The sequence below is a fragment of the Pseudomonas ogarae genome, assembly GCF_014268695.2.
Taxonomy (GTDB): Bacteria; Pseudomonadota; Gammaproteobacteria; order Pseudomonadales; family Pseudomonadaceae; genus Aquipseudomonas; species Aquipseudomonas kilonensis.
On the sequence record NZ_CP077086.1, the window covers coordinates 1,416,097 to 1,434,901 of the forward strand.

Annotated in this window: 14 protein-coding genes and 1 pseudogene; 14 read left to right on the forward strand and 1 reads right to left on the reverse strand. The window is 61.4% G+C overall.

Annotated elements, in window-relative coordinates; all coding sequences use genetic code 11:
• The first annotated feature begins 34 nt into the window (after positions 1–34).
• From HU749_RS06075 to HU749_RS06095, 6 genes and pseudogenes are all read left to right on the forward strand, one after another.
• Entirely contained in the window at positions 35–802 is a 768-nt protein-coding gene (locus tag HU749_RS06075) for a sulfite exporter TauE/SafE family protein (RefSeq protein WP_186650006.1), read from the forward strand.
• Positions 803–872: 70 nt separating this feature from the next.
• Positions 873–1,421: a sugar ABC transporter ATPase gene (locus HU749_RS06080; RefSeq protein WP_095962863.1), complete on the forward strand. Its 549-nt coding sequence runs from the start codon at positions 873–875 to the stop codon at positions 1,419–1,421.
• Positions 1,422–1,579: 158 nt separating this feature from the next.
• Complete coding sequence (guaB, locus tag HU749_RS06085) at positions 1,580–3,049, forward strand: IMP dehydrogenase (RefSeq protein WP_014336709.1); 1,470 nt, start codon at positions 1,580–1,582, stop codon at positions 3,047–3,049.
• A gap of 79 nt (positions 3,050–3,128) precedes the next feature.
• Positions 3,129–4,706, forward strand: a complete 1,578-nt coding sequence (guaA, locus tag HU749_RS06090; RefSeq protein ID WP_095962833.1) for a glutamine-hydrolyzing GMP synthase — start codon at positions 3,129–3,131, stop codon at positions 4,704–4,706.
• Positions 4,707–5,094: 388 nt separating this feature from the next.
• Positions 5,095–5,371 (forward strand): annotated as a pseudogene (locus HU749_RS29150) (hypothetical protein).
• A 4-nt stretch (positions 5,372–5,375) separates the two neighbouring features.
• Positions 5,376–5,900: a helix-turn-helix transcriptional regulator gene (locus tag HU749_RS06095; protein WP_095962832.1), complete on the forward strand. Its 525-nt coding sequence runs from the start codon at positions 5,376–5,378 to the stop codon at positions 5,898–5,900.
• A gap of 115 nt (positions 5,901–6,015) precedes the next feature.
• Here HU749_RS06095 and treR read toward each other — a convergent pair whose 3' ends face one another.
• Positions 6,016–6,720 carry a trehalose operon repressor gene (treR, locus tag HU749_RS06100; protein ID WP_079302534.1) on the reverse strand — a complete coding sequence of 235 codons (705 nt, stop codon included), beginning with the start codon at positions 6,718–6,720 and terminating at the stop codon, positions 6,016–6,018.
• A gap of 244 nt (positions 6,721–6,964) precedes the next feature.
• Here treR and treP point away from each other — a divergent pair, with 244 nt between their 5' ends.
• The 8 genes from treP (at position 6,965) to tadA (ending at position 18,729) form a co-directional block, all read left to right on the forward strand.
• Positions 6,965–8,407, forward strand: coding sequence for a PTS system trehalose-specific EIIBC component (gene treP / locus HU749_RS06105; protein WP_079302533.1), 1,443 nt, complete (start codon positions 6,965–6,967; stop codon positions 8,405–8,407).
• Positions 8,408–8,479: 72 nt separating this feature from the next.
• Positions 8,480–10,126, forward strand: coding sequence for an alpha,alpha-phosphotrehalase (gene treC, locus HU749_RS06110; RefSeq protein WP_095974612.1), 1,647 nt, complete (start codon positions 8,480–8,482; stop codon positions 10,124–10,126).
• 143 nt (positions 10,127–10,269) lie between these two features.
• Positions 10,270–11,493: a maltoporin gene (locus HU749_RS06115; RefSeq protein ID WP_095962829.1), complete on the forward strand. Its 1,224-nt coding sequence runs from the start codon at positions 10,270–10,272 to the stop codon at positions 11,491–11,493.
• A 74-nt stretch (positions 11,494–11,567) separates the two neighbouring features.
• Entirely contained in the window at positions 11,568–14,102 is a 2,535-nt protein-coding gene (gene ptsP, locus HU749_RS06120; protein WP_186650003.1) for a phosphoenolpyruvate--protein phosphotransferase, read from the forward strand.
• Between the two features lie 2 nt (positions 14,103–14,104).
• Positions 14,105–14,392, forward strand: coding sequence for a PTS sugar transporter subunit IIB (locus tag HU749_RS06125; RefSeq protein WP_186650000.1), 288 nt, complete (start codon positions 14,105–14,107; stop codon positions 14,390–14,392).
• 285 nt (positions 14,393–14,677) lie between these two features.
• The gene (locus HU749_RS06130) at positions 14,678–16,657 is read left to right on the forward strand and encodes a tetratricopeptide repeat protein (protein WP_186649997.1); all 1,980 of its coding nucleotides are present in this window, start codon (positions 14,678–14,680) and stop codon (positions 16,655–16,657) included.
• Between the two features lie 198 nt (positions 16,658–16,855).
• Positions 16,856–18,232: a multicopper oxidase family protein gene (locus HU749_RS06135; RefSeq protein WP_186649995.1), complete on the forward strand. Its 1,377-nt coding sequence runs from the start codon at positions 16,856–16,858 to the stop codon at positions 18,230–18,232.
• Positions 18,232–18,729, forward strand: coding sequence for a tRNA adenosine(34) deaminase TadA (tadA, locus tag HU749_RS06140; protein ID WP_003198069.1), 498 nt, complete (start codon positions 18,232–18,234; stop codon positions 18,727–18,729). The genes HU749_RS06135 and tadA overlap by 1 nt, the downstream gene beginning before the upstream one ends.
• Positions 18,730–18,805: the final 76 nt, after the last annotated feature.

Genomic DNA, 18,805 nt, shown 5'->3' on the forward strand with positions numbered 1-18,805 from the left:
AAAGTCGCCGCTCTCCTCATCAAGGAAGTGCCGGATGAATCTTCTCCCATGGTTGGGCCAGTGGGCCTTCGCCCCCACGCAATGGCTGGTGATCGGCTCGGCCATTGCCCTGGCCTACATCGTGTTCGGCATTGCCGGGTTCGGCACGGCGCTGGTGGCCGCGCCCATCCTGCTGCTGTTCATGCCCCTGTCGAAAATCGTCCCGCTGCTGGTCTTGTTGGATTTCGTCGCGGCCTTCGGCAACTTGCTGCCGTCGCGCCGAGATGTGTCCCGGCCGGAGCTGCTGCGGTTGCTGCCGTGCATGGCGCTAGGCTGCACCCTCGGGGTGATTTTCCTGCTCAACCTCAAGTCCGACCTGTTGTTGCTGTTGATGGGGGTGTTCATCAGTTGCTATGCGATCTACAGCCTGTTGATAAAAGCTCGGCCGACGCAGTTGTCAGCGCGGTGGGCGTTCCCGATGGGCACGGTGGGTGGGATGTTCGGCGCGTTGTTTGGCAGTGGCGGCTTTTTATATGCCATCTACCTGAACAGTCGCTTGCCCAAGGACGCGGCCCGAGCCACGCAAAGTGCCCTGATCAGTTGCAGCACCGTGGTGCGCCTGAGCCTGTTTATCGTGGCCGGGGTGTATGCCGAGCTACCCTTGTTGGTACTGGCGCTGTGTTTGTTGCCGGCCATGGCGCTGGGGTTGTGGGTAGGGCGTCGCTTGACTCTGAAGATGTCGCGTGAGGCATTCGTGCGGCTGGTCACCTGGCTGGTGCTTGCCAGCGGCCTCGCGTTGATCGGGCGCTACCTGAGTGCTTGACCTGGCCCGGCCAGGGATTAAGCTGCCGGCCTTTGATCAGACCCTGCCAGGGAAACAGCCAGGCCTCGCCATGAACTCGCAAAGCATCATCGTTCCGAAAATTTCCACCCTGCCGGTCCACGAGCCTCGGGCCCGGGCGATCGTGCGCTGGCTGGTGCGCAAGAATATCGTCGAAGAACAACTGACCACCTGCGGGCGCACCGGCAATCGCATGGCCCACGCCATCGCCCCCGGTGCCCGCGAGGTGGTCATGCACCCCGAAGCCTTGCCATTCGGCGAGTCGATCAATGGCTTGGAGATCATCACCAAGCGCTGCATCTATACACCGGCCAAGGGCTTTCTCGAAGAAGCCGGTTGCGCCGAGTGCCGCAAGGAAGTCGGCGAAGCGCTGTTCGAAAGCCTGGAAGACTGGATGCCGGCGCGCACCGACAACTTCACCTGCCCCGAATGCGGCCATGAGGATGACATCAACGGCTTCCTGTTCCTGCAGCCCTGCGGCTTTTCGAACCTGGGGTTCATCTTCAACAATTGGCTGGAGGCGGGGTTCAAGCAGGACTTCCTCGATGAATTCGCCGATTGGCTCGATCAGCCGGTGAGTTGGGTGAAGGTGGAGTTGTAGGAGGGGGGGCAATAACCCCTGTGGGAATGTGTTGGCAGTGGGGCAGTGATTTAGCCCGTCAATCAGACCGGCAATAATAGACAGAGTTTTACATTGAGCCAGAGGGGGTCCATGAGTATAATGGCGCGCTTCCATTTTCCCGCTCGGGAGCCCCCGCGATGCTGCGTATCAGCCAAGAAGCTCTGACCTTCGACGACATTCTCCTAGTGCCCGGTTATTCCGAAGTACTGCCTAACGAAGTCAGTCTCAAAACCCGTCTCACCCGTGGCATCGAACTGAATATCCCCCTGGTTTCCGCCGCCATGGACACCGTGACCGAAGCCCGTCTGGCCATTGCCATGGCCCAGGAAGGCGGTATCGGTATCATCCACAAGAACATGACCATCGAACAGCAGGCCGCCGAAGTGCGCAAGGTCAAGCGGTTCGAGGCTGGCGTGGTCAAGGATCCGATCACCATCGAGGCTGACGCCACGGTCCGGGATCTGTTCGAACTGACCCGCATGCACAATATCTCCGGCGTTCCGGTGCTGCACGATGGCGACCTGGTCGGCATCGTCACCTCCCGTGACGTGCGTTTCGAGAATCGCCTGGATGCCACCGTCCGCCAAGTGATGACGCCTAAAGAGCGCCTGGTCACGGTCAAGGAAGGCACCAACAAGGACGAAGTCCGCGAGTTGCTGCACAAGCACCGCATCGAGCGCGTGCTGATCGTCGACGACAAATTCGCCCTCAAGGGCATGATGACCGTCAACGACATCGAAAAAGCCAAGGCCTACCCGCTGGCCAGCAAGGACGACCAAGGTCGTCTGCGCGTCGGCGCTGCGGTCGGTACCGGCAAGGACACCGGTGACCGTGTCGCCGCCCTGGTCAGTGCCGGTGTTGATGTGGTGGTGGTCGACACCGCCCACGGCCACTCCAAAGGCGTGATCGACCGCGTTCGCTGGGTCAAGCAGAACTTCCCTGAAGTGCAGGTGATCGGCGGCAACATCGCCACCGGCGCTGCGGCCAAGGCCCTGGCCGAAGCCGGCGCCGACGCGGTCAAGGTCGGTATCGGCCCTGGCTCGATCTGCACCACCCGTATCGTTGCCGGTGTCGGCGTGCCGCAGATCAGCGCCATCGCCAACGTCGCCGCCGCCCTTGAAGGCACTGGCGTGCCGTTGATCGCCGACGGCGGCATCCGCTTCTCCGGTGACCTGTCCAAGGCCATCGTAGCCGGTGCCTCCTGCGTGATGATGGGTTCGATGTTCGCCGGTACCGAAGAAGCACCGGGCGAGATCGAGCTGTTCCAGGGCCGTAGCTACAAGGCCTATCGCGGCATGGGTTCGCTGGGCGCCATGTCCCAGGCCCAGGGCTCGTCCGACCGTTACTTCCAGGACTCCTCCGCGGGTGCCGAGAAGCTGGTGCCGGAAGGCATCGAAGGTCGCGTGCCGTACAAAGGCACCCTGAGCGCCATCATCCATCAACTGATGGGTGGCCTGCGTTCTTCCATGGGCTACACCGGCAGCGCCAACATCGACGAGATGCGCACCAAGCCTGAATTCGTGCGTATCACCGGCGCTGGCATGGCCGAGTCCCATGTCCACGACGTGCAGATCACCAAGGAAGCGCCGAACTACCGCGTAGGTTAAGGCCTTCAGCAAAACGTTAATCACCGGGGCTGTTCATTCAGCCCCGAGTTGTTTCTGATTCACTACATGAGAATGAGTCATGGCCCTCGACATTCACGCTCACCGCATCCTGATCCTCGACTTCGGTTCCCAGTACACCCAACTGATCGCCCGCCGCGTGCGTGAAATCGGCGTGTACTGCGAATTGCATCCGTTCGACATGGATGACGAAGCGATTCGCGAATTCGCGCCTAAAGGCGTCATCCTCGCCGGCGGCCCCGAGTCCGTGCACGAAGCCGACAGCCCGCGCTGCCCGCAAGCCGTGTTCGACCTGGGCGTGCCCGTCTTCGGTATCTGCTACGGCATGCAGACCATGGCTGAGCAACTGGGCGGCAAGGTCGAAGGTTCGGACCTGCGCGAGTTCGGTTATGCCCGCGTTGACGTAGTCGGCAAGAGCCGCCTGTTGGACGGCATCGAGGACCACGTCGACGCCGACGGCCTGTTCGGCCTGGACGTGTGGATGAGCCACGGTGACAAGGTCACCAGGATGCCGGAAGACTTCCACATCCTGGCCAGCACCCCGAGCTGCCCGATTGCCGGCATGTTCAACGATGATCGCCGTTACTACGGCGTGCAGTTCCACCCTGAAGTGACCCACACCAAGCAGGGCGGCCGCATCCTGTCGCGCTTCATCCTCGACATCTGCGAGTGCGAAGCCCTGTGGACCCCGTCGAAAATCGCTGAAGACGCCATTGCCCAAGTCCGTGCTCAAGTCGGTACTGACAACGTGCTGCTGGGCCTGTCTGGCGGCGTTGACTCCTCGGTGGTTGCCGCATTGCTGCACAAGGCTATCGGCGACCAACTGACCTGCGTCTTCGTCGACAACGGCCTGCTGCGCCTGCACGAAGGCGAGCAAGTGATGGCCATGTTCGCCGAGAACATGGGCGTCAAGGTGATCCGCGCCAACGCCGAAGAGCAGTTCCTGAACAACCTGGCCGGCGAGTCCGACCCCGAGAAAAAGCGCAAGATCATCGGCCGCACCTTCATCGACGTGTTCGATGCCCAGTCCAACAAGCTGGAAAACATCAAGTACCTGGCCCAGGGCACCATCTACCCCGACGTGATCGAGTCGGCCGGCGCCAAGAGCGGCAAGGCCCACGTGATCAAGTCCCACCACAACGTCGGTGGCCTGCCGGAAGAGATGAACCTCAAGCTGGTCGAGCCGTTGCGCGAACTGTTCAAGGATGAAGTGCGTCGCCTGGGTCTTGAGCTGGGCCTGCCGTACGACATGGTCTACCGCCACCCATTCCCGGGCCCGGGCCTGGGCGTGCGGATCCTCGGTGAAGTGAAGAAGGAATACGCCGACCTGCTGCGTCGCGCCGACCACATCTTCATCGAAGAACTGCGCAAGGCCGACTGGTACCACAAGGTCAGCCAGGCGTTCGTGGTGTTCCAACCGGTGAAATCGGTGGGCGTGGTCGGCGACGGCCGTCGTTACGCCTGGGTCGTGGCCCTGCGTGCCGTGGAAACCATCGACTTCATGACCGCGCGCTGGGCACACCTGCCGTACGAGCTGCTGGAAACCGTTTCCGGGCGCATCATCAATGAAATCGAAGGTATTTCTCGCGTGACGTACGACGTGTCGAGCAAGCCGCCGGCGACGATTGAGTGGGAATGAGTCAGGCTTAGATATCTGACTGCTGACGGCCCCTATTGGCCCTGGCGCCCGTTTTGAACAAAAGCCCTGTGGATAACTTCCATGGGGCTTTTTTCATTTTGGCTCAATTCCAGGCTTCATCAGCTTCCGCCCGTAGTGACCTAGCGTGACGGTATTGGGAGGGCGGTGCCGTCACCTTTCGCTACGATTACCCGCCTTAGCGGTGTTCCGGAGACGCTTATTATCGGGCGGCATGGCCCCAAGAGTATTTCACCGTACGGTTCACGAGGACCTGTCACATGCCAACCTATCTCCTCGTTTGAGACGCTGCTGAGTGGCGCCGCTTGAAGGGGATGCCTGGGTTGTCATTTGACAACCTGGCGAGTCATGCGAATACTGGAGATCACGGATGATTCGTCCAACGCACCCGAAGAAAGAAATTGAAGAAGCGCTTAGGCATGCCGAAGGGCAGGGCTGGCGCATAGAGGTTGGCGGCAGTCACGCCTGGGGGGCGGGTTTATTGCCCGTACAAAGAGGTGGAGTGCCGTTGTGGCGAGTTCTGCATCACCTCGATGTGGAGCACGCCGAAGAACCCTGGCAACCATGCGCGAGCATTGCGACGCGTCGTGGACAATTGCACTGCGCATCGCAATCGGCGCGAGGCTGATGACGATGCTGAGGAATAGAACAATGGAATATATTTTTACCTTGAAATATCAGCTTGCTGACGATGGCTGTGCCATGGATGAACTGGTCGAGCGGCTGGGAGAAACGGGCTGCGACGATGCCTTGATAGGCATCGGGCAGCCAGGACGGCTGGCGCTTGAGTTCACTCGCGAGGCTCCTGATGCGGTCAAGGCTGTGCTTAGCGCTCTGGCCGACGTCCATCGCGCGGTGCCGTCGGCCAAATTGATCGAGGTTGCGCCTGATTTGGTCGGGCTGACCGACGTTGCTGAGATCGTAGGTGTGTCTCGGCAGAACATGCGCAAGCTGATGTTGGCCCATCCAAGCAGCTTCCCGACGCCGGTGCATGAGGGGAGTGCATCTATCTGGCATTTGGCAGATGTGCTGACCTGGCTGCAGGCAAGGGGCAACTATTCGCTTACCAAGGACGTGTTGGATGTGGCCCAGGTGGCGCTGCAGGTCAACGTTGCGAAAGAGGGCCTACGGTTGCCTGGTATGGCTTGCGAAGAGTTGGACGCTTTGATTGGGTGACAGCCTTGGGGAGTCACTGAACCGGGATTCCGACAACGTGGACGTGTCCAGGCTTGGCTGGATGCGCACAACAGTTTTCGATCACGGCCTATGAAGGCCGTCATCTAGGCTGACTTCACCGCCGCGCCACATCCGAAAAATAAAACTTATCCAGCGTATGCCGCGATTCGGTGTACTCGAACTGTCGGCCGTCCTGGAGAAAGGTCTGGTTGCTGACCACGATCACATGGCTCTGGCCGTCGAGGTCCAGGTGTTGCTGGTCGTCCTTGCCGCAGCGGACTGCTTCGATGGTGCGCTGGGCGTAGGCGATTTGCAGGTGCAGGGTCTGTTCGATGAAGGCGTAGATCGACTGCACGGCGATGTCGCGGGTCAGGCCGGGGATCACGTCGCTGACGAAGTGGTTGATGTCCAGGATCACGCGCTTGCCGTCGATTCGCCGGACCCGCTTGATGCGGGTGATCGGGCTCCCGGCGGGGGCCTTGATGTGTTCGAGCAGCGCTCCTTCCAACGGAAACTGGCTGAACTCGACCACTTCGGTGCTGACATCGTTGCCCAGGCGCGGGTAGGTCTCCTGGAAGCTGACGATGCCGCCGAGCTGGAATTCGATGGGCTGGGTCGACAGCACGAAGGTGCCCTTGCCATGGATCTTCTGGGCGAAGCCGCGCTCCTGGAGTTGTTCGATGGCCTTGCGCACCGTGCCACGGCTGGCCTGATAGCTGTCCATCAGTTCGGTTTCGGAGGGCAGGCGAGCGCCTCGCTCCAGGCGTTCGGTGGTAATGCTGGTCAGCAGATCGTTGTAGATCTGGTTGTATTTGCTCATGGAGAGGGCTCTGTACCGCGCTGTTCACCGGGGCGGAACCTTACGGGCCAAGTGGGGGAGTTGTCCATTCGGCTGTCATCATTTGACGACAGGAGCGTAGGACGTTTCCCGGTTTTCGGAGGCTTATCATAAACAAAAATAAAACTCGTCTGTACGAGTTGTTGATTTAACTCGTACAGACGAGTACTTTCTCTTCCACGTGCTGTCGACTCTCAATAACAAGAATGACGCGGAAGAAAAAAGCATGAGCCACGATTACTCCAAAATCGCCAGCGAGCTGCTGCAAAGCTTGGGTGGCGTCGACAATATCGAGCAGGCGGCCCATTGCGTGACGCGCCTGCGCCTGTCCCTCAAGGACGCGACCCGGGTGGACAGCGCCACGCTGAACCAGATCGACCTGGTCAAGGGTTCGTTTTTTACCGGGGGCCTGTTCCAGGTGGTCATCGGCCCGGGCGAGGTGGAAAAGGTCTATGCCGCCCTGCGCGAACTGACGGGCCTGGCCGCCGCGACCATTGCCGACGTCAAGCGCCAGGGCGCGCAGAAGGGCAACGGCATGCAGCGCCTGGTGCGGGTACTGTCCGATGTGTTCATGCCCATCCTGCCTGCCCTGGTGATCGCCGGCCTGCTGATGGGCGTCAACAACCTGTTGGGTGCCAAGGGCATGTTCATTGCCGGGCAGACGTTGCTCGATGCTTATCCGAACCTGGATGGCGTCTGGAGCCTGATCAACCTCATGGCCAATACCTCCTTCGTCTTTCTCCCGGCCCTGGTGGGCTGGTCGGCGGCCAAGCGTTTCGGCGGCAGTGAGATCCTTGGCATCGTGCTGGGCCTGATGCTCGTCCACCCGGACCTGCTCAACGCCTGGAACTACGGCAAGGCCGTGGCGGGGTTGGAAGGCCAGAGCCTGCCGTATTTCGATATCTTCGGCTGGTTCCGGATCGAGAAAGTCGGTTACCAGGGGCAGATTCTGCCGATCCTGCTGGCGGCCTATGTCATGAGCGTGATCGAGCGATGGTTGCGGGCCAGGGTGCCCAACGCCATTCAGTTGCTCGTGATCCCCATCACCACCATCGTCATCACCGGTGTACTGGCCCTCGCCATCATCGGTCCGGTCACCCGGCACCTGGGCATCCTGATTACCGAAGGCATGGTGGCGCTGTTCGACCTGGCGCCGGTGATTGGCGGGGCGATTTTCGGCCTGCTCTATGCGCCGCTGGTGGTGACCGGCATGCACCACATGTTCCTGGCGGTGGACCTGCAATTGATCTCGACCCAGGGTGGCACGTTCATCTGGCCGATGATCGTCATGTCCAACCTGGCCCAGGGCAGCGCGGCACTGGCGGTGTTCTACATGACCCGCAATGCGCGAGACAAGAGCATGGCGTCCACGTCGGCGATTTCCGCTTATTTCGGCATCACCGAACCGGCAATGTTCGGCGTCAACCTGCGCTACAAATTCCCTTTCTATTGCGCCCTGGCCGGCTCGGCCCTGGGCTGCATTTTCCTGTCGCTGAACAAGATCAAGGCCTCGGCGATTGGCGTCGGCGGCCTGCCGGGTTTCATTTCGATCGTGCCTGACTACATACCGATGTTCGTGGTCGGCATGGTCATCGCCATGAGCGTGCCCTTTGCCCTGACCTGCGCGTTGAGCATGAAGATCGTCCGGCCAGGGTATCGGGTGGCCTGACACCTGTGGGAGCCGGGCTTGCCCGCGATAAGCCCGCTGGGCCAGTACCAAACAGAACGAAGGAATCTCGCCATGCAAGACTGGCAACGCTCAGTGATCTACCAGATTTATCCAAAGAGTTTCTACAGCCATGGCGGCCAGGCCACCGGTGATTTGCGAGGGGTGGTGGACAAGCTCGACTACTTGCACTGGCTGGGTGTGGATTACCTGTGGCTGACACCGTTCCTGCGTTCGCCGCAACGGGACAACGGCTACGACATCAGTGACTACTACGCCATCGACCCCAGCTACGGCACCATGGCCGATTGCGAATTATTGATCACTGAGGCGCGCAAGCGCGGTATCAAGCTGATGCTCGACATCGTGGTCAATCACACCTCCATCGAGCATCCCTGGTTCCAGGCCGCCCGCAGCAGCCTCGATAACCCATACCGCGATTTCTATATCTGGCGGGACCAGCCGAACAACTGGGAGTCCAAGTTCGGCGGCTCGGCCTGGGAGTACGAAGCACAGACCGGCCAGTATTACCTGCACCTGTTCGACCACACCCAGGCCGACCTGAACTGGGACAACCCCCAGGTGCGCGCCGAAGTGTTCAAGATGATGCGTTTCTGGCGGGACAAGGGGGTGGGGGGCTTTCGTCTCGATGTGATCAACCTGATCTCCAAGCCGGCCGACTTCCCTGACGACCATACCGATGGCCGGCGTTTTTATACCGACGGTCCCAACGTGCATCGCTACCTGCAGGAAATGCACCGGGAAGTCTTCGAGGGGTTCGACCTGATCAACGTCGGCGAGATGTCGTCCACCAGCCTCGAACACTGTGTTCGTTATTCGTGCCCGGCGTCCCGTGAACTGTCGATGACGTTCAATTTCCATCACTTGAAGGTGGACTACCCGAACCTGCAAAAGTGGGTGCGGGCCGACTTCGATTTTCTCGAACTCAAACGCATCCTGTCCGACTGGCAAGTCGGCATGCAGGCCGGTGACGGTTGGAATGCGCTGTTCTGGTGTAACCATGATCAGCCGCGGGTGGTGTCGCGGTTCGGCGATGACGGTGAGCACCGCGAGCCTTCGGCGAAGATGCTTGCCACGGCGTTGCACTTTCTCCAGGGCACGCCGTTTGTGTACCAGGGCGAGGAGTTGGGGATGACCAATCCGGGCTTCGAGCACATCGAGCAGTATCGCGATGTGGAAACCCTGAACATCTATCGCCTCAAGCGCAACGCCGGGGTGTCGGAGTCCGAGGCCATGGCGCCGATCATGCAGAAGTCCCGTGACAACGGGCGCACGCCGATGCAATGGAATGCCGGGCCGAACGCAGGTTTCAGCCGGGCCGAACCCTGGATCGGCGTGCCCGCCAACGCCGCTTTCATCAACGTCGAGCAGCAACAGCAAGACCCGACGTCGGTGCTGCATTACTACCGTCAATTGATCGCCTTGCGCCGCAGCGAAGCCTTGATCCAGGACGGCGTCTACCGCCTGCTATTGCCCGAACATCCCAACGTGTGGGCGTACCTGCGCGAAGGGCAGGGGGAGCGCCTGTTGGTGGTCAGCCATTTTTATGGGGGCGACTGTGAGGTGGAACTGCCCGAAGGGGTCATCAGCCATGGCACGAAACAACGCTGGGTGATCGGCAACTACGAGGCCGGCGAACACCGATACCGACAGCTGCGCTTGCGGCCTTACGAGTCGTTTGTGTTGCACCTGAGCGACTGAATAAAAAACTTCCCCTGACCCAGGCAATGCCTGACAGCGAACACGTTGCGCCAGACGCATCGTGGGCCCTTTGTCGTCAGCCAAATGGCGGCCAAGGGGGAAGTCATGGAGCAAAAAAACAATAAGAAATAATGGAGAGGCGTATGAAAACAATAATAAACCGTGGCCTTGCCGCGTCCTGTATCTGCCTGGCGCTGCCGTTCCCGGTTCAGGCCCTGGAGTTTTCCGGCTATCTGCGCAGCGGCGTCGGCAGTGCGACCAATGGCCGTTCCCAATCCTGCTTCCAGTTGCCTGGGGCGCAGACTAAATATCGCTTGGGCAATGAATGCGAGCAGTACGGGGAACTGGAACTGCGCCAGGATCTTTTCACCCTCGACGACGGCTCGGTGTTGAGCGTGGACGGCATGGCATCGCTGTACAACCGCTATGACCGCACGCCGACTTTCCAAGGTGAAAACGGCTCGGCACGCATGCCGCAGATGTATGCCCAATGGTCGAACATGCCCAGCCTGAACGGCGGGTCGCTGTGGGCCGGTCGGCGTTACTACAAACGTAACGACATCCATATCTCGGATTTCTACTACTGGAACCAGAGTGCTACCGGTGGCGGGATTGAGGACGTGCTGATCGGCGGGTTGAAGTACAGCTACGCCTTCTCGCGCAAGGACAACCTCTACCAGAAAGACCCGGTCAGCCGGCATGACTTCAACGTCGCCGGTTTCAAGGCCAACCCCGGTGGTGAGTTGGAGTTTGGCCTGAGCTTCATCGACCGGGCGGACCGTCGCGATGCCCATCGCGGCTGGGCGGTGACCGCCCAGCATGTGCAGCAGGACTTCCTGGGTGGGAAGAATAAACTGGCCTTGCAATATGGCGAGGGGCCCGGCACCGGGCTGGGTTATACCGGCGACACCGGACTGGACGACAGCAACAAGAGCTATCGTCTGGTGGAGTTTTTCGATTGGCAGGTCACGCCGCGTTTCGGCGGGCAGGTGCAGGCGGTGTACCAGAAGGACATCCGCCCCGATGGCGCCGACCAGGACTGGCTGTCGTTGGGGGTTCGCCCGGCGTACGCCATCACTGATCAATTCAAGTTGGTGGCCGAACTGGGCCATGACCAGGTTCAGGCCAGCGATGGAACACGCAAGCTGAGCAAATTCACCTTTGCGCCCACCTGGTCGCCCAAGGGCCCGGAATTCTGGGCACGCCCGGAAATCCGCCTCTACTACACCTACGCCAGTTGGAACGAGGCGGCCAAGCGTGCAGCCAATGAACTGGCAGCCGGTTCGGCGCTGTCGGACACCGGTGTATTTGGCGGTGCGCGACATGGTTCCAACGTGGGCCTGCAGGTCGAATACTGGTGGAAATGACCCGTGTAGCGCGGGTCGCTGATCTCTGCGTGCCCGCGATGCCAAAAAGAACAGACAGCAGCAGGTGAAGTCTCATGAACACAACGCAACCTTTGCAATTGCTCGCACCGCTGTCCGGGGTCTTGATGCCCTTGGACAGCGTGCCGGATCCAGTCTTCTCCAGCCGAGTAGTGGGGGATGGCATCTGCATCGATCCGACCTCGCAGACCCTTTGCGCACCCCTGTCCGGTGTCATCGGCACGCTTCAGGACAGCGCCCATGCGGTGAGTGTCACCGCTGACAACGGCGTCCAGGTGCTGATGCACATTGGCCTGGACACGGTCAATCTGGCGGGCAAGGGGTTCACCTCGCGGGTGACCATGGGGCAACGGGTCGAGGCCGGCCAGCCGCTGATCGATTTCGATGCCGACTACATCGCCCTGCATGCGCGCAGTCTGTTGACGCTGATGCTGGTGATCAGCGGCGAATCCTTCAGCCTGCTCGGGGACGGGTCGAGCTGTATCGAGAGTGGTGCTCCGTTGTTGCGTGTGTGCCCGACGGAACAAGGGCCAGTCGACGAGGCGCAGCAGGGCTCGGTGCTGTTTTCCAAACCGCTGATCGTGCCCAATGAAAGTGGCCTGCATGCCCGTCCTGCCGCGGTGTTCGCCCAGGCGGCCAAGGGGTTTGATGCCCATATCCAACTGCATAAGCAGCAAGCCGGCGCCAACGGCAAATCACTGGTCGCGATCATGGCGTTGCAGACGGCCAAGGGCGACAGTGTGCAGATCAGCGCCGCCGGCCCTCAGGCCGGACAGGCCATCGAAGCGTTGGAACAATTGCTGTTGTCGGGCTGCGGCGAGACGGTGCAAGCGCCACGGACATCGGTGCCGACCGTCACCGTCGAGCCGTCGATGCCTGGTCGGCTGCGGGGTGTCTGTGCGTCGCCCGGTTCGGCGTTTGGTGAGGTGGTCCAGGTCGCCTCCCAGGTGTTGACGATCGAGGAGGCGGGGGCCGGCGTCGAGGTTGAGCAGGCCGCCCTGGATCAAGGGCTGGAGCAAGCGACGCAAGCCTTGAAGGCGTTGCAGGACGAAGCGGCGGGCAGTGTCCAGGCGCAGATTTTTCGCGCCCATCAAGAGTTGCTGGAAGACCCCACCTTGCTGGATCAGGCCCAAGCCTTGATCACCGAGGGCAAGAGCGCGGCATTCGCCTGGAGGACCGCTACCGAGGCGAGCGCTGCGCTGTTCCAGCAATTGGGCAGCGCTTTGCTGGCCGAGCGCGCAGCGGACCTGGCCGATGTCGGGCAACGGGTGCTCAAGCTGATCCTGGGGGTTCAGGACAACGCCTGGAACCTGCCTGAACGGTCGATCCTGGTGGCCGAGCAACTGACGCCCTCCCAGACCGCCAGCCTCGACACTTCACGCATCGCCGGTTTCGTCACCGTGGGTGGTGGCGCCACCAGCCATGTCGCGATCCTCGCCCGTGCGCTGGGCCTGCCCTCGCTGTGTGGCGTGGCGCACCCGGTGCTGGCCCTGGAAAACGGCACCCGGGTGTTGCTGGATGCCGACAACGGCGAACTGCACGTGAATCCGGATCAAGCCCTGGTCGAGCAACTCCAGGCCACTCGTGAGCGGCAGCGCCAGCGGCATCAGCGTGACCTCGAACAATCGGCCCAGGCGGCGCGTACCCTTGACGGCCATCGAGTCGAGGTCAGTGCCAATGTCGGGTCGCTGCGGGACGTGGAGCAGGCCATGAGCCTGGGCGGTGAAGGTGTCGGGCTGTTGCGCTCCGAGCTGCTTTACCTGGATCGCGCGCACCCACCTGGCCATGACGAGCAAGCGGCCCTGTACAGCGCCGTCGCCCGGGCCCTGGGGCCGGAGCGCAATCTGGTGGTACGTACCCTGGACGTGGGCGGGGACAAGCCGCTGGCCTATGTGCCGATGGCTCATGAGGCCAATCCGTTCCTCGGCATGCGCGGTATTCGCCTGTGCCTGGAGCGCCCCCAGTTGTTGCGTGAACAGTTCCGGGCCATTCTCGCCTGTTCGGGGCTGGCGCGGCTGCACATCATGCTGCCCATGGTCACGCAACTGGCGGAGCTGCGCCTGGCGCGGCAAATGCTGGACGAAGAGGTCCGCCACCTGGGACTCGAGCAGGCGCCGAAGCTGGGCATCATGATCGAAGTGCCGGCGGCGGCGCTGATGGCCGACCTGTTCGCCCCAGAAGTGGATTTCTTCTCCATCGGCACCAACGACCTGACCCAATACGCCCTGGCCATGGACCGTGACCACCCCCGCCTGGCCAGCCAGGCCGACAGCCTGCATCCCTCGGTGTTGCGCCTGATCGCCCGTACGGTCGAGGCCGCCCGTGCCCATGGCAAATGGGTCGGGGTGTGTGGTGCGCTGGCATCGGAACCCCTGGCGGTGCCGGTGTTGCTGGGGTTGGGCGTGGATGAGCTATCGGTCAGTGTGCCGCTGATTCCGGCGATCAAGGCCAGCGTGCGTGAATGGAACCTGAGCGAGTGCCGCACGCTGGCTCAACAGGCCTTGGGCCAGGAAAGCGCCGAGCAGGTGCGTGATCTCCTGCGTACTCACTCATCCACGGCCACCCCGGCCACGCTGGCTATGGAGCATTGAACATGTTCGACAAACTGCAACAGGCATTCTGGAAAGCCCTGACCCCGGACCTGGTACCGGAAGAACCCAAGCGACCGGCCTCGGTAGATGGACTGGCACCGGCCATCATTGCCGCGTTGGGCGGTGCGGAAAACCTCAAGTCCCATCAGCCCGTGGCGTTGACGCGGCTGCGGGTGGAACTGCGGGACATGGCGCGGATCGATCGGGCCGGGTTGAGCGCCGCCGGTGTGGCAGGCGTGATGACGCTGGACAACGGTGTGGTGCATCTGATCACCGGCTTGCAAGGCTGAACCGAAGCTGGCTCACCGCGATGACGGTTCTGGGGCTGCTGCGCAGCCCAACGGGGATAAATCCCCTCGCCACGGGGGAACGATCAACGCCCAGGCTCTGCGCAAAGTCGGGTTTCAAATTGTGCTTAAATGCCAACTTCCCCATCGTTGCTCTTGGCTTGTCCACGTTTGTCCGTCGCTCTCTGCACGTGAATGCGCAAAGCTGTCGGCCGCTCACAAGAAGACTGCAAACTTCCATCCCAAGAACACCGTGCCGACAAACTCAGAAACGGTGTCACTGCCCTTATGTTCAAACGCATCCTGTCCGCTCTGAGCGGCAAGAAATCCAGCACGTCGACACCGGTTTCTTCCGCGCACGCTGATGCGCCGCCGCCCCAGCCGGACGAGGGTGAATTGATCACGGTCTACGACAGCTACGGTCGTGAGATGCAGATCACCCGCAACGAGTGGCGTAACAACGTCTTCCTGCCAAACCTGCGAGAGAAATGGAATTCTGCCGACGAACTCTACAGCCTGATCATCTCGGGTTTGAATGATGGTTTTGTCGCTGACTTGATTCCGGCCGCGGCGCAACTGGTCGAGATCGACAGCAACCCCGAGCGCAGTCATGTCATCCAGGGCATTGTGCTGCTGGAGAACGGCCAGCTCGATGCCGCCGAAAACGCGCTGCGCACCGGGATGGCGAAAGTGGGCGCGACAGGCACCTTGCTGACCAACCTGGCCAAGGTCTTCAGCGAGCGCGGCGAGCAGGCGCTTGCCGATGAAACGCTTTGGCACGCGATCCAAGCCGATCCGAATCAAGAGAATGGCCTGTTGTGGTGGGCGGCCCTTCAGCGGGAAAAGGCCGGCGAGGCGGGCTATCTCGAGGCGCTGCGTACCGTGGCTGCATTGCCCGGCAGTTGGCGTGCGCCCTTGTGGTTGGCGCGTCATTGCCTGGAACAGAAGGACGTCGAATCGGCACGCGGGTTTTACACGCAGGTGCTGACGGCGGGTACGTTCGACGGCAGCGCGCTGATGATGATCTCGGGCGACTTGGGTAACAACGGCCAGATTCCACTGATCATCGAGCTGGTCGAGCCCATCTACGATGAGCACAAACACGACCCCATGGCCGGTATCAACTTGCTGCGCGCCTATCAGGAACTTGGCCAAGCGGCCGAAGGCGAGGCGCTGCTCGCTCGCCTGTATGCCCTGGGTTTTGCGCCGATCAAAAGCCAACTCGACCAATTTGCCCAAGCCTTCCAGCAAATGCACAAGCAGGACGCCCAAGGCGTGCCGGTGGATCCTGAAAGCCTGCAGTTCGCGACGTTGGCATTGAGCCAGCCGATCTGGCACTACGGTTTGCGCAACGCCGATTGGTTCTTCGCGCAGAAGCCGGAAGGAGCATCTCAAATCGGTTTCTTCGCGCTGTCCAAAAGCACAGACGGGGCAGAGCGCGCCGAATCGCAACGGGAGGATGAACTGGGACGCTTCTCGCGTGCGATTCCTCTCTACCTGGCCGAAGCCGTGCACTACTGGAGCGACCATGTAGGCACTTGTTATATCCAAATCGTGGAAGGCGGTGGCCCGGTGCTATCGGGGGGTGAAGCCGACGGCCAAGCGCTTTTCGATATCGTGCCGCCGACGATGAAGTCCTTCATCACCGGCGAGATCGGCTGTTCGGGTGAAGGTGATCAAGCCCAATGGCAGCTTTCCCTGAGCCTCTGGGACTGCGCGACTCGCACCAGGCAAACTACCGAAAGCGGCAGCGCGGCGAAGGCCGGCATCGGTGCTCTGGTACTCGACCTTGAGCAGCGTTTGCTTGCCCGCATTGGCCTGAGGCGCGAGACGCCCGTGGATTCGTTCTACCTGCATCCCACCGCCGAAGCCCTGCCGGTCTACCTGACCGAGCTGGGCCAGGCCTTCATGTTGACGCTGCTGGCGAACGGGCGCATGCCTAAATCCGCGATGTGGGGTGAGCGTGCCATGCTCGACTGGCCGCTCAACATGGCTCTTCATTGGCCCACGGTGGAAGTCGCCAAGCTGATGTACATCTCCGGGTTGGGCAAGGCCCACGATTACCAGTCGGACGTACTCGCCGAATACAAAGAGCGCAGCCTGCAGTGGCTGCGCGAGTTGGAGCAGGCGGGCAACCCTGCATCGCGCTTGGCGCCGTTGATATGGAAGGTGTTCGGTATGCAAGCAGAGCTACACGCTTACCTGAGCAACTTGCCCGACGATACAAGTGCTGCGCACAAGGCCTGGCTGGAGCGGGTGAGCGAGTAGTCGCTCGGCTTTTTTTACGCCACGCGGTGCAAAAGCACGCTGACCGTTCGATTCATTCTCCTATCGGGAAAACGTTGGGAATAACCACCACACGTTTTTTTCATCTTGCTTTCCTTACCGTTTCTCATCTGCGGGTGTATCGTATTCGCCTTTTGCGGGCCCAACGGTTCGCCGCAGATTCAATAGGTGGTTGCGTTCATGTCCTTTACCCGTCGCCAAATACTCGGTGGCCTGGCCGGTCTTGTTGTCGTTGGCGTGGGTGCGGGAGGTGCGTCGCGGTACTGGTTGGGCAAGCGCGCCGATGCCGAGGCCGGTCACGACTATGAATTGATCGCCGCGCCCCTGGACGTCGAACTGATGGCCGGGCACAAGACCCAGGCCTGGGCGTTTGGTCCCTCGGCGCCGGGCACCGAGCTGCGGGTGCGCCAGGGCGAATGGTTGCGGGTACGCTTCATCAATCACCTGCCGGTCGCCACCACCATTCATTGGCACGGGATCCGTTTGCCGCTGGAGATGGACGGTGTGCCGTATGTCTCGCAATTGCCGGTGCTGCCGGGCGAGTATTTCGATTACAAGTTCCGCGTGCCAGACGCCGGCAGCTATTGGTATCACCCTCACGTCAACAGCAGCGAAGAGCTCGGGCGTGGACTGGTGGGGCCGTTGATCATCGAAGAGCGTGAGCCCACCGGCTTCAAATACGAGCAGACCCTGAGCCTCAAGAGCTGGCATGTGGACGAGCAGGGCGAGTTCGTCGCGTTCAGCATTCCCCGTGAAGCGGCGCGTGGCGGCACGGCCGGGCGGCTGGCGACCATCAACGGCGTGGCGCAAGCGGTGATTGACCTGCCGGCCGGGCAGATCACCCGGGTGCGCTTGCTCAACCTGGACAACACCCTGACGTATCGCATCAACATCCCAGGCGTTGAAGCGCAGATCTATGCGCTGGACGGCAACCCCATCGAACCGCGCCCGTTGGGCAAGGAATACTGGCTTGGCCCGGGCATGCGCATTTGCCTGGCGATCAAGGCACCGCCAGCCGGCGAAGAGTTGTCGTTGCGCAATGGCCCGGTGCGCCTGGGGACTTTGCGTTCGGTGCCTAACAGTGACGCGCCGAGCCAATGGCCGCCGGCGCTGCCGCCCAATCCGGTGTCGGAGCCGGACCTGGTCAATGCCGAAAAACTCAACTTCAATTTCGAATGGGTTGGCTCGGTGTCGGTCAACGTCGACAATGGCAAGCCGCCGAGCCTGTGGCAGATCAACGGCAAGGCCTGGGACATCACTGACAAAACCTGCGCCGACCGGCCGATCGCCACGCTGAAGAAAGGCCAGAGCTACATTTTCGAATTGAAGAACATGACCCAGTACCAGCACCCGATCCATTTGCACGGCATGAGCTTCAAGGTGATCGCATCGAACCGGCACAAGGTCGTGCCGTATTTCACCGACACTTACCTGCTGGGCAAGAACGAGCGGGCGCAGGTGGCGCTGGTGGCGGATAATCCAGGCGTATGGATGTTCCACTGCCATGTGATCGACCACATGGAAACCGGCCTGATGGCCGCCATCGAGGTGGCTTGATGCGCCAGATTCGCCCTGCCAGGATCATCGACCGCAGCCGTGACCAGGACTTCATGCGCGAAGCCCTGGCCCTCGCCGCACAAGGCGCCGCCCTGGGCGAAGTGCCCGTGGGCGCGGTGCTGGTGCAGGACGGCGAGATCATCGGACGCGGTTTCAACTGCCCGATCAGCGGCCACGACCCCAGTGCCCACGCGGAAATGGTCGCCATCCGCGCCGCCGCCCAGGCGGTGAGCAACTATCGCCTGCCCGGCAGCACGTTGTATGTGACGTTGGAGCCATGCAGCATGTGCGCTGGCCTGATCGTCCATTCGCGTATCGCCCGGGTCGTCTACGGCGCCCTGGAGCCCAAGGCCGGCATCGTGCAGAGCCAGGGGCAGTTTTTCAGCCAGGGTTTCCTGAACCATCGGGTGATGTACGAGGGCGGGGTGTTGGCCGAGGAGTGCAGCACCGTGCTGAGTGAGTTCTTCAAGGCCCGAAGAGCCAAGCCTTCAGACTGACACCGTCCCCCTGTGGGAGTGAACCTCTGTGGGAGCAAGGCTTGCCCGCGATGAACGATAACGCGGCCTTGCTATA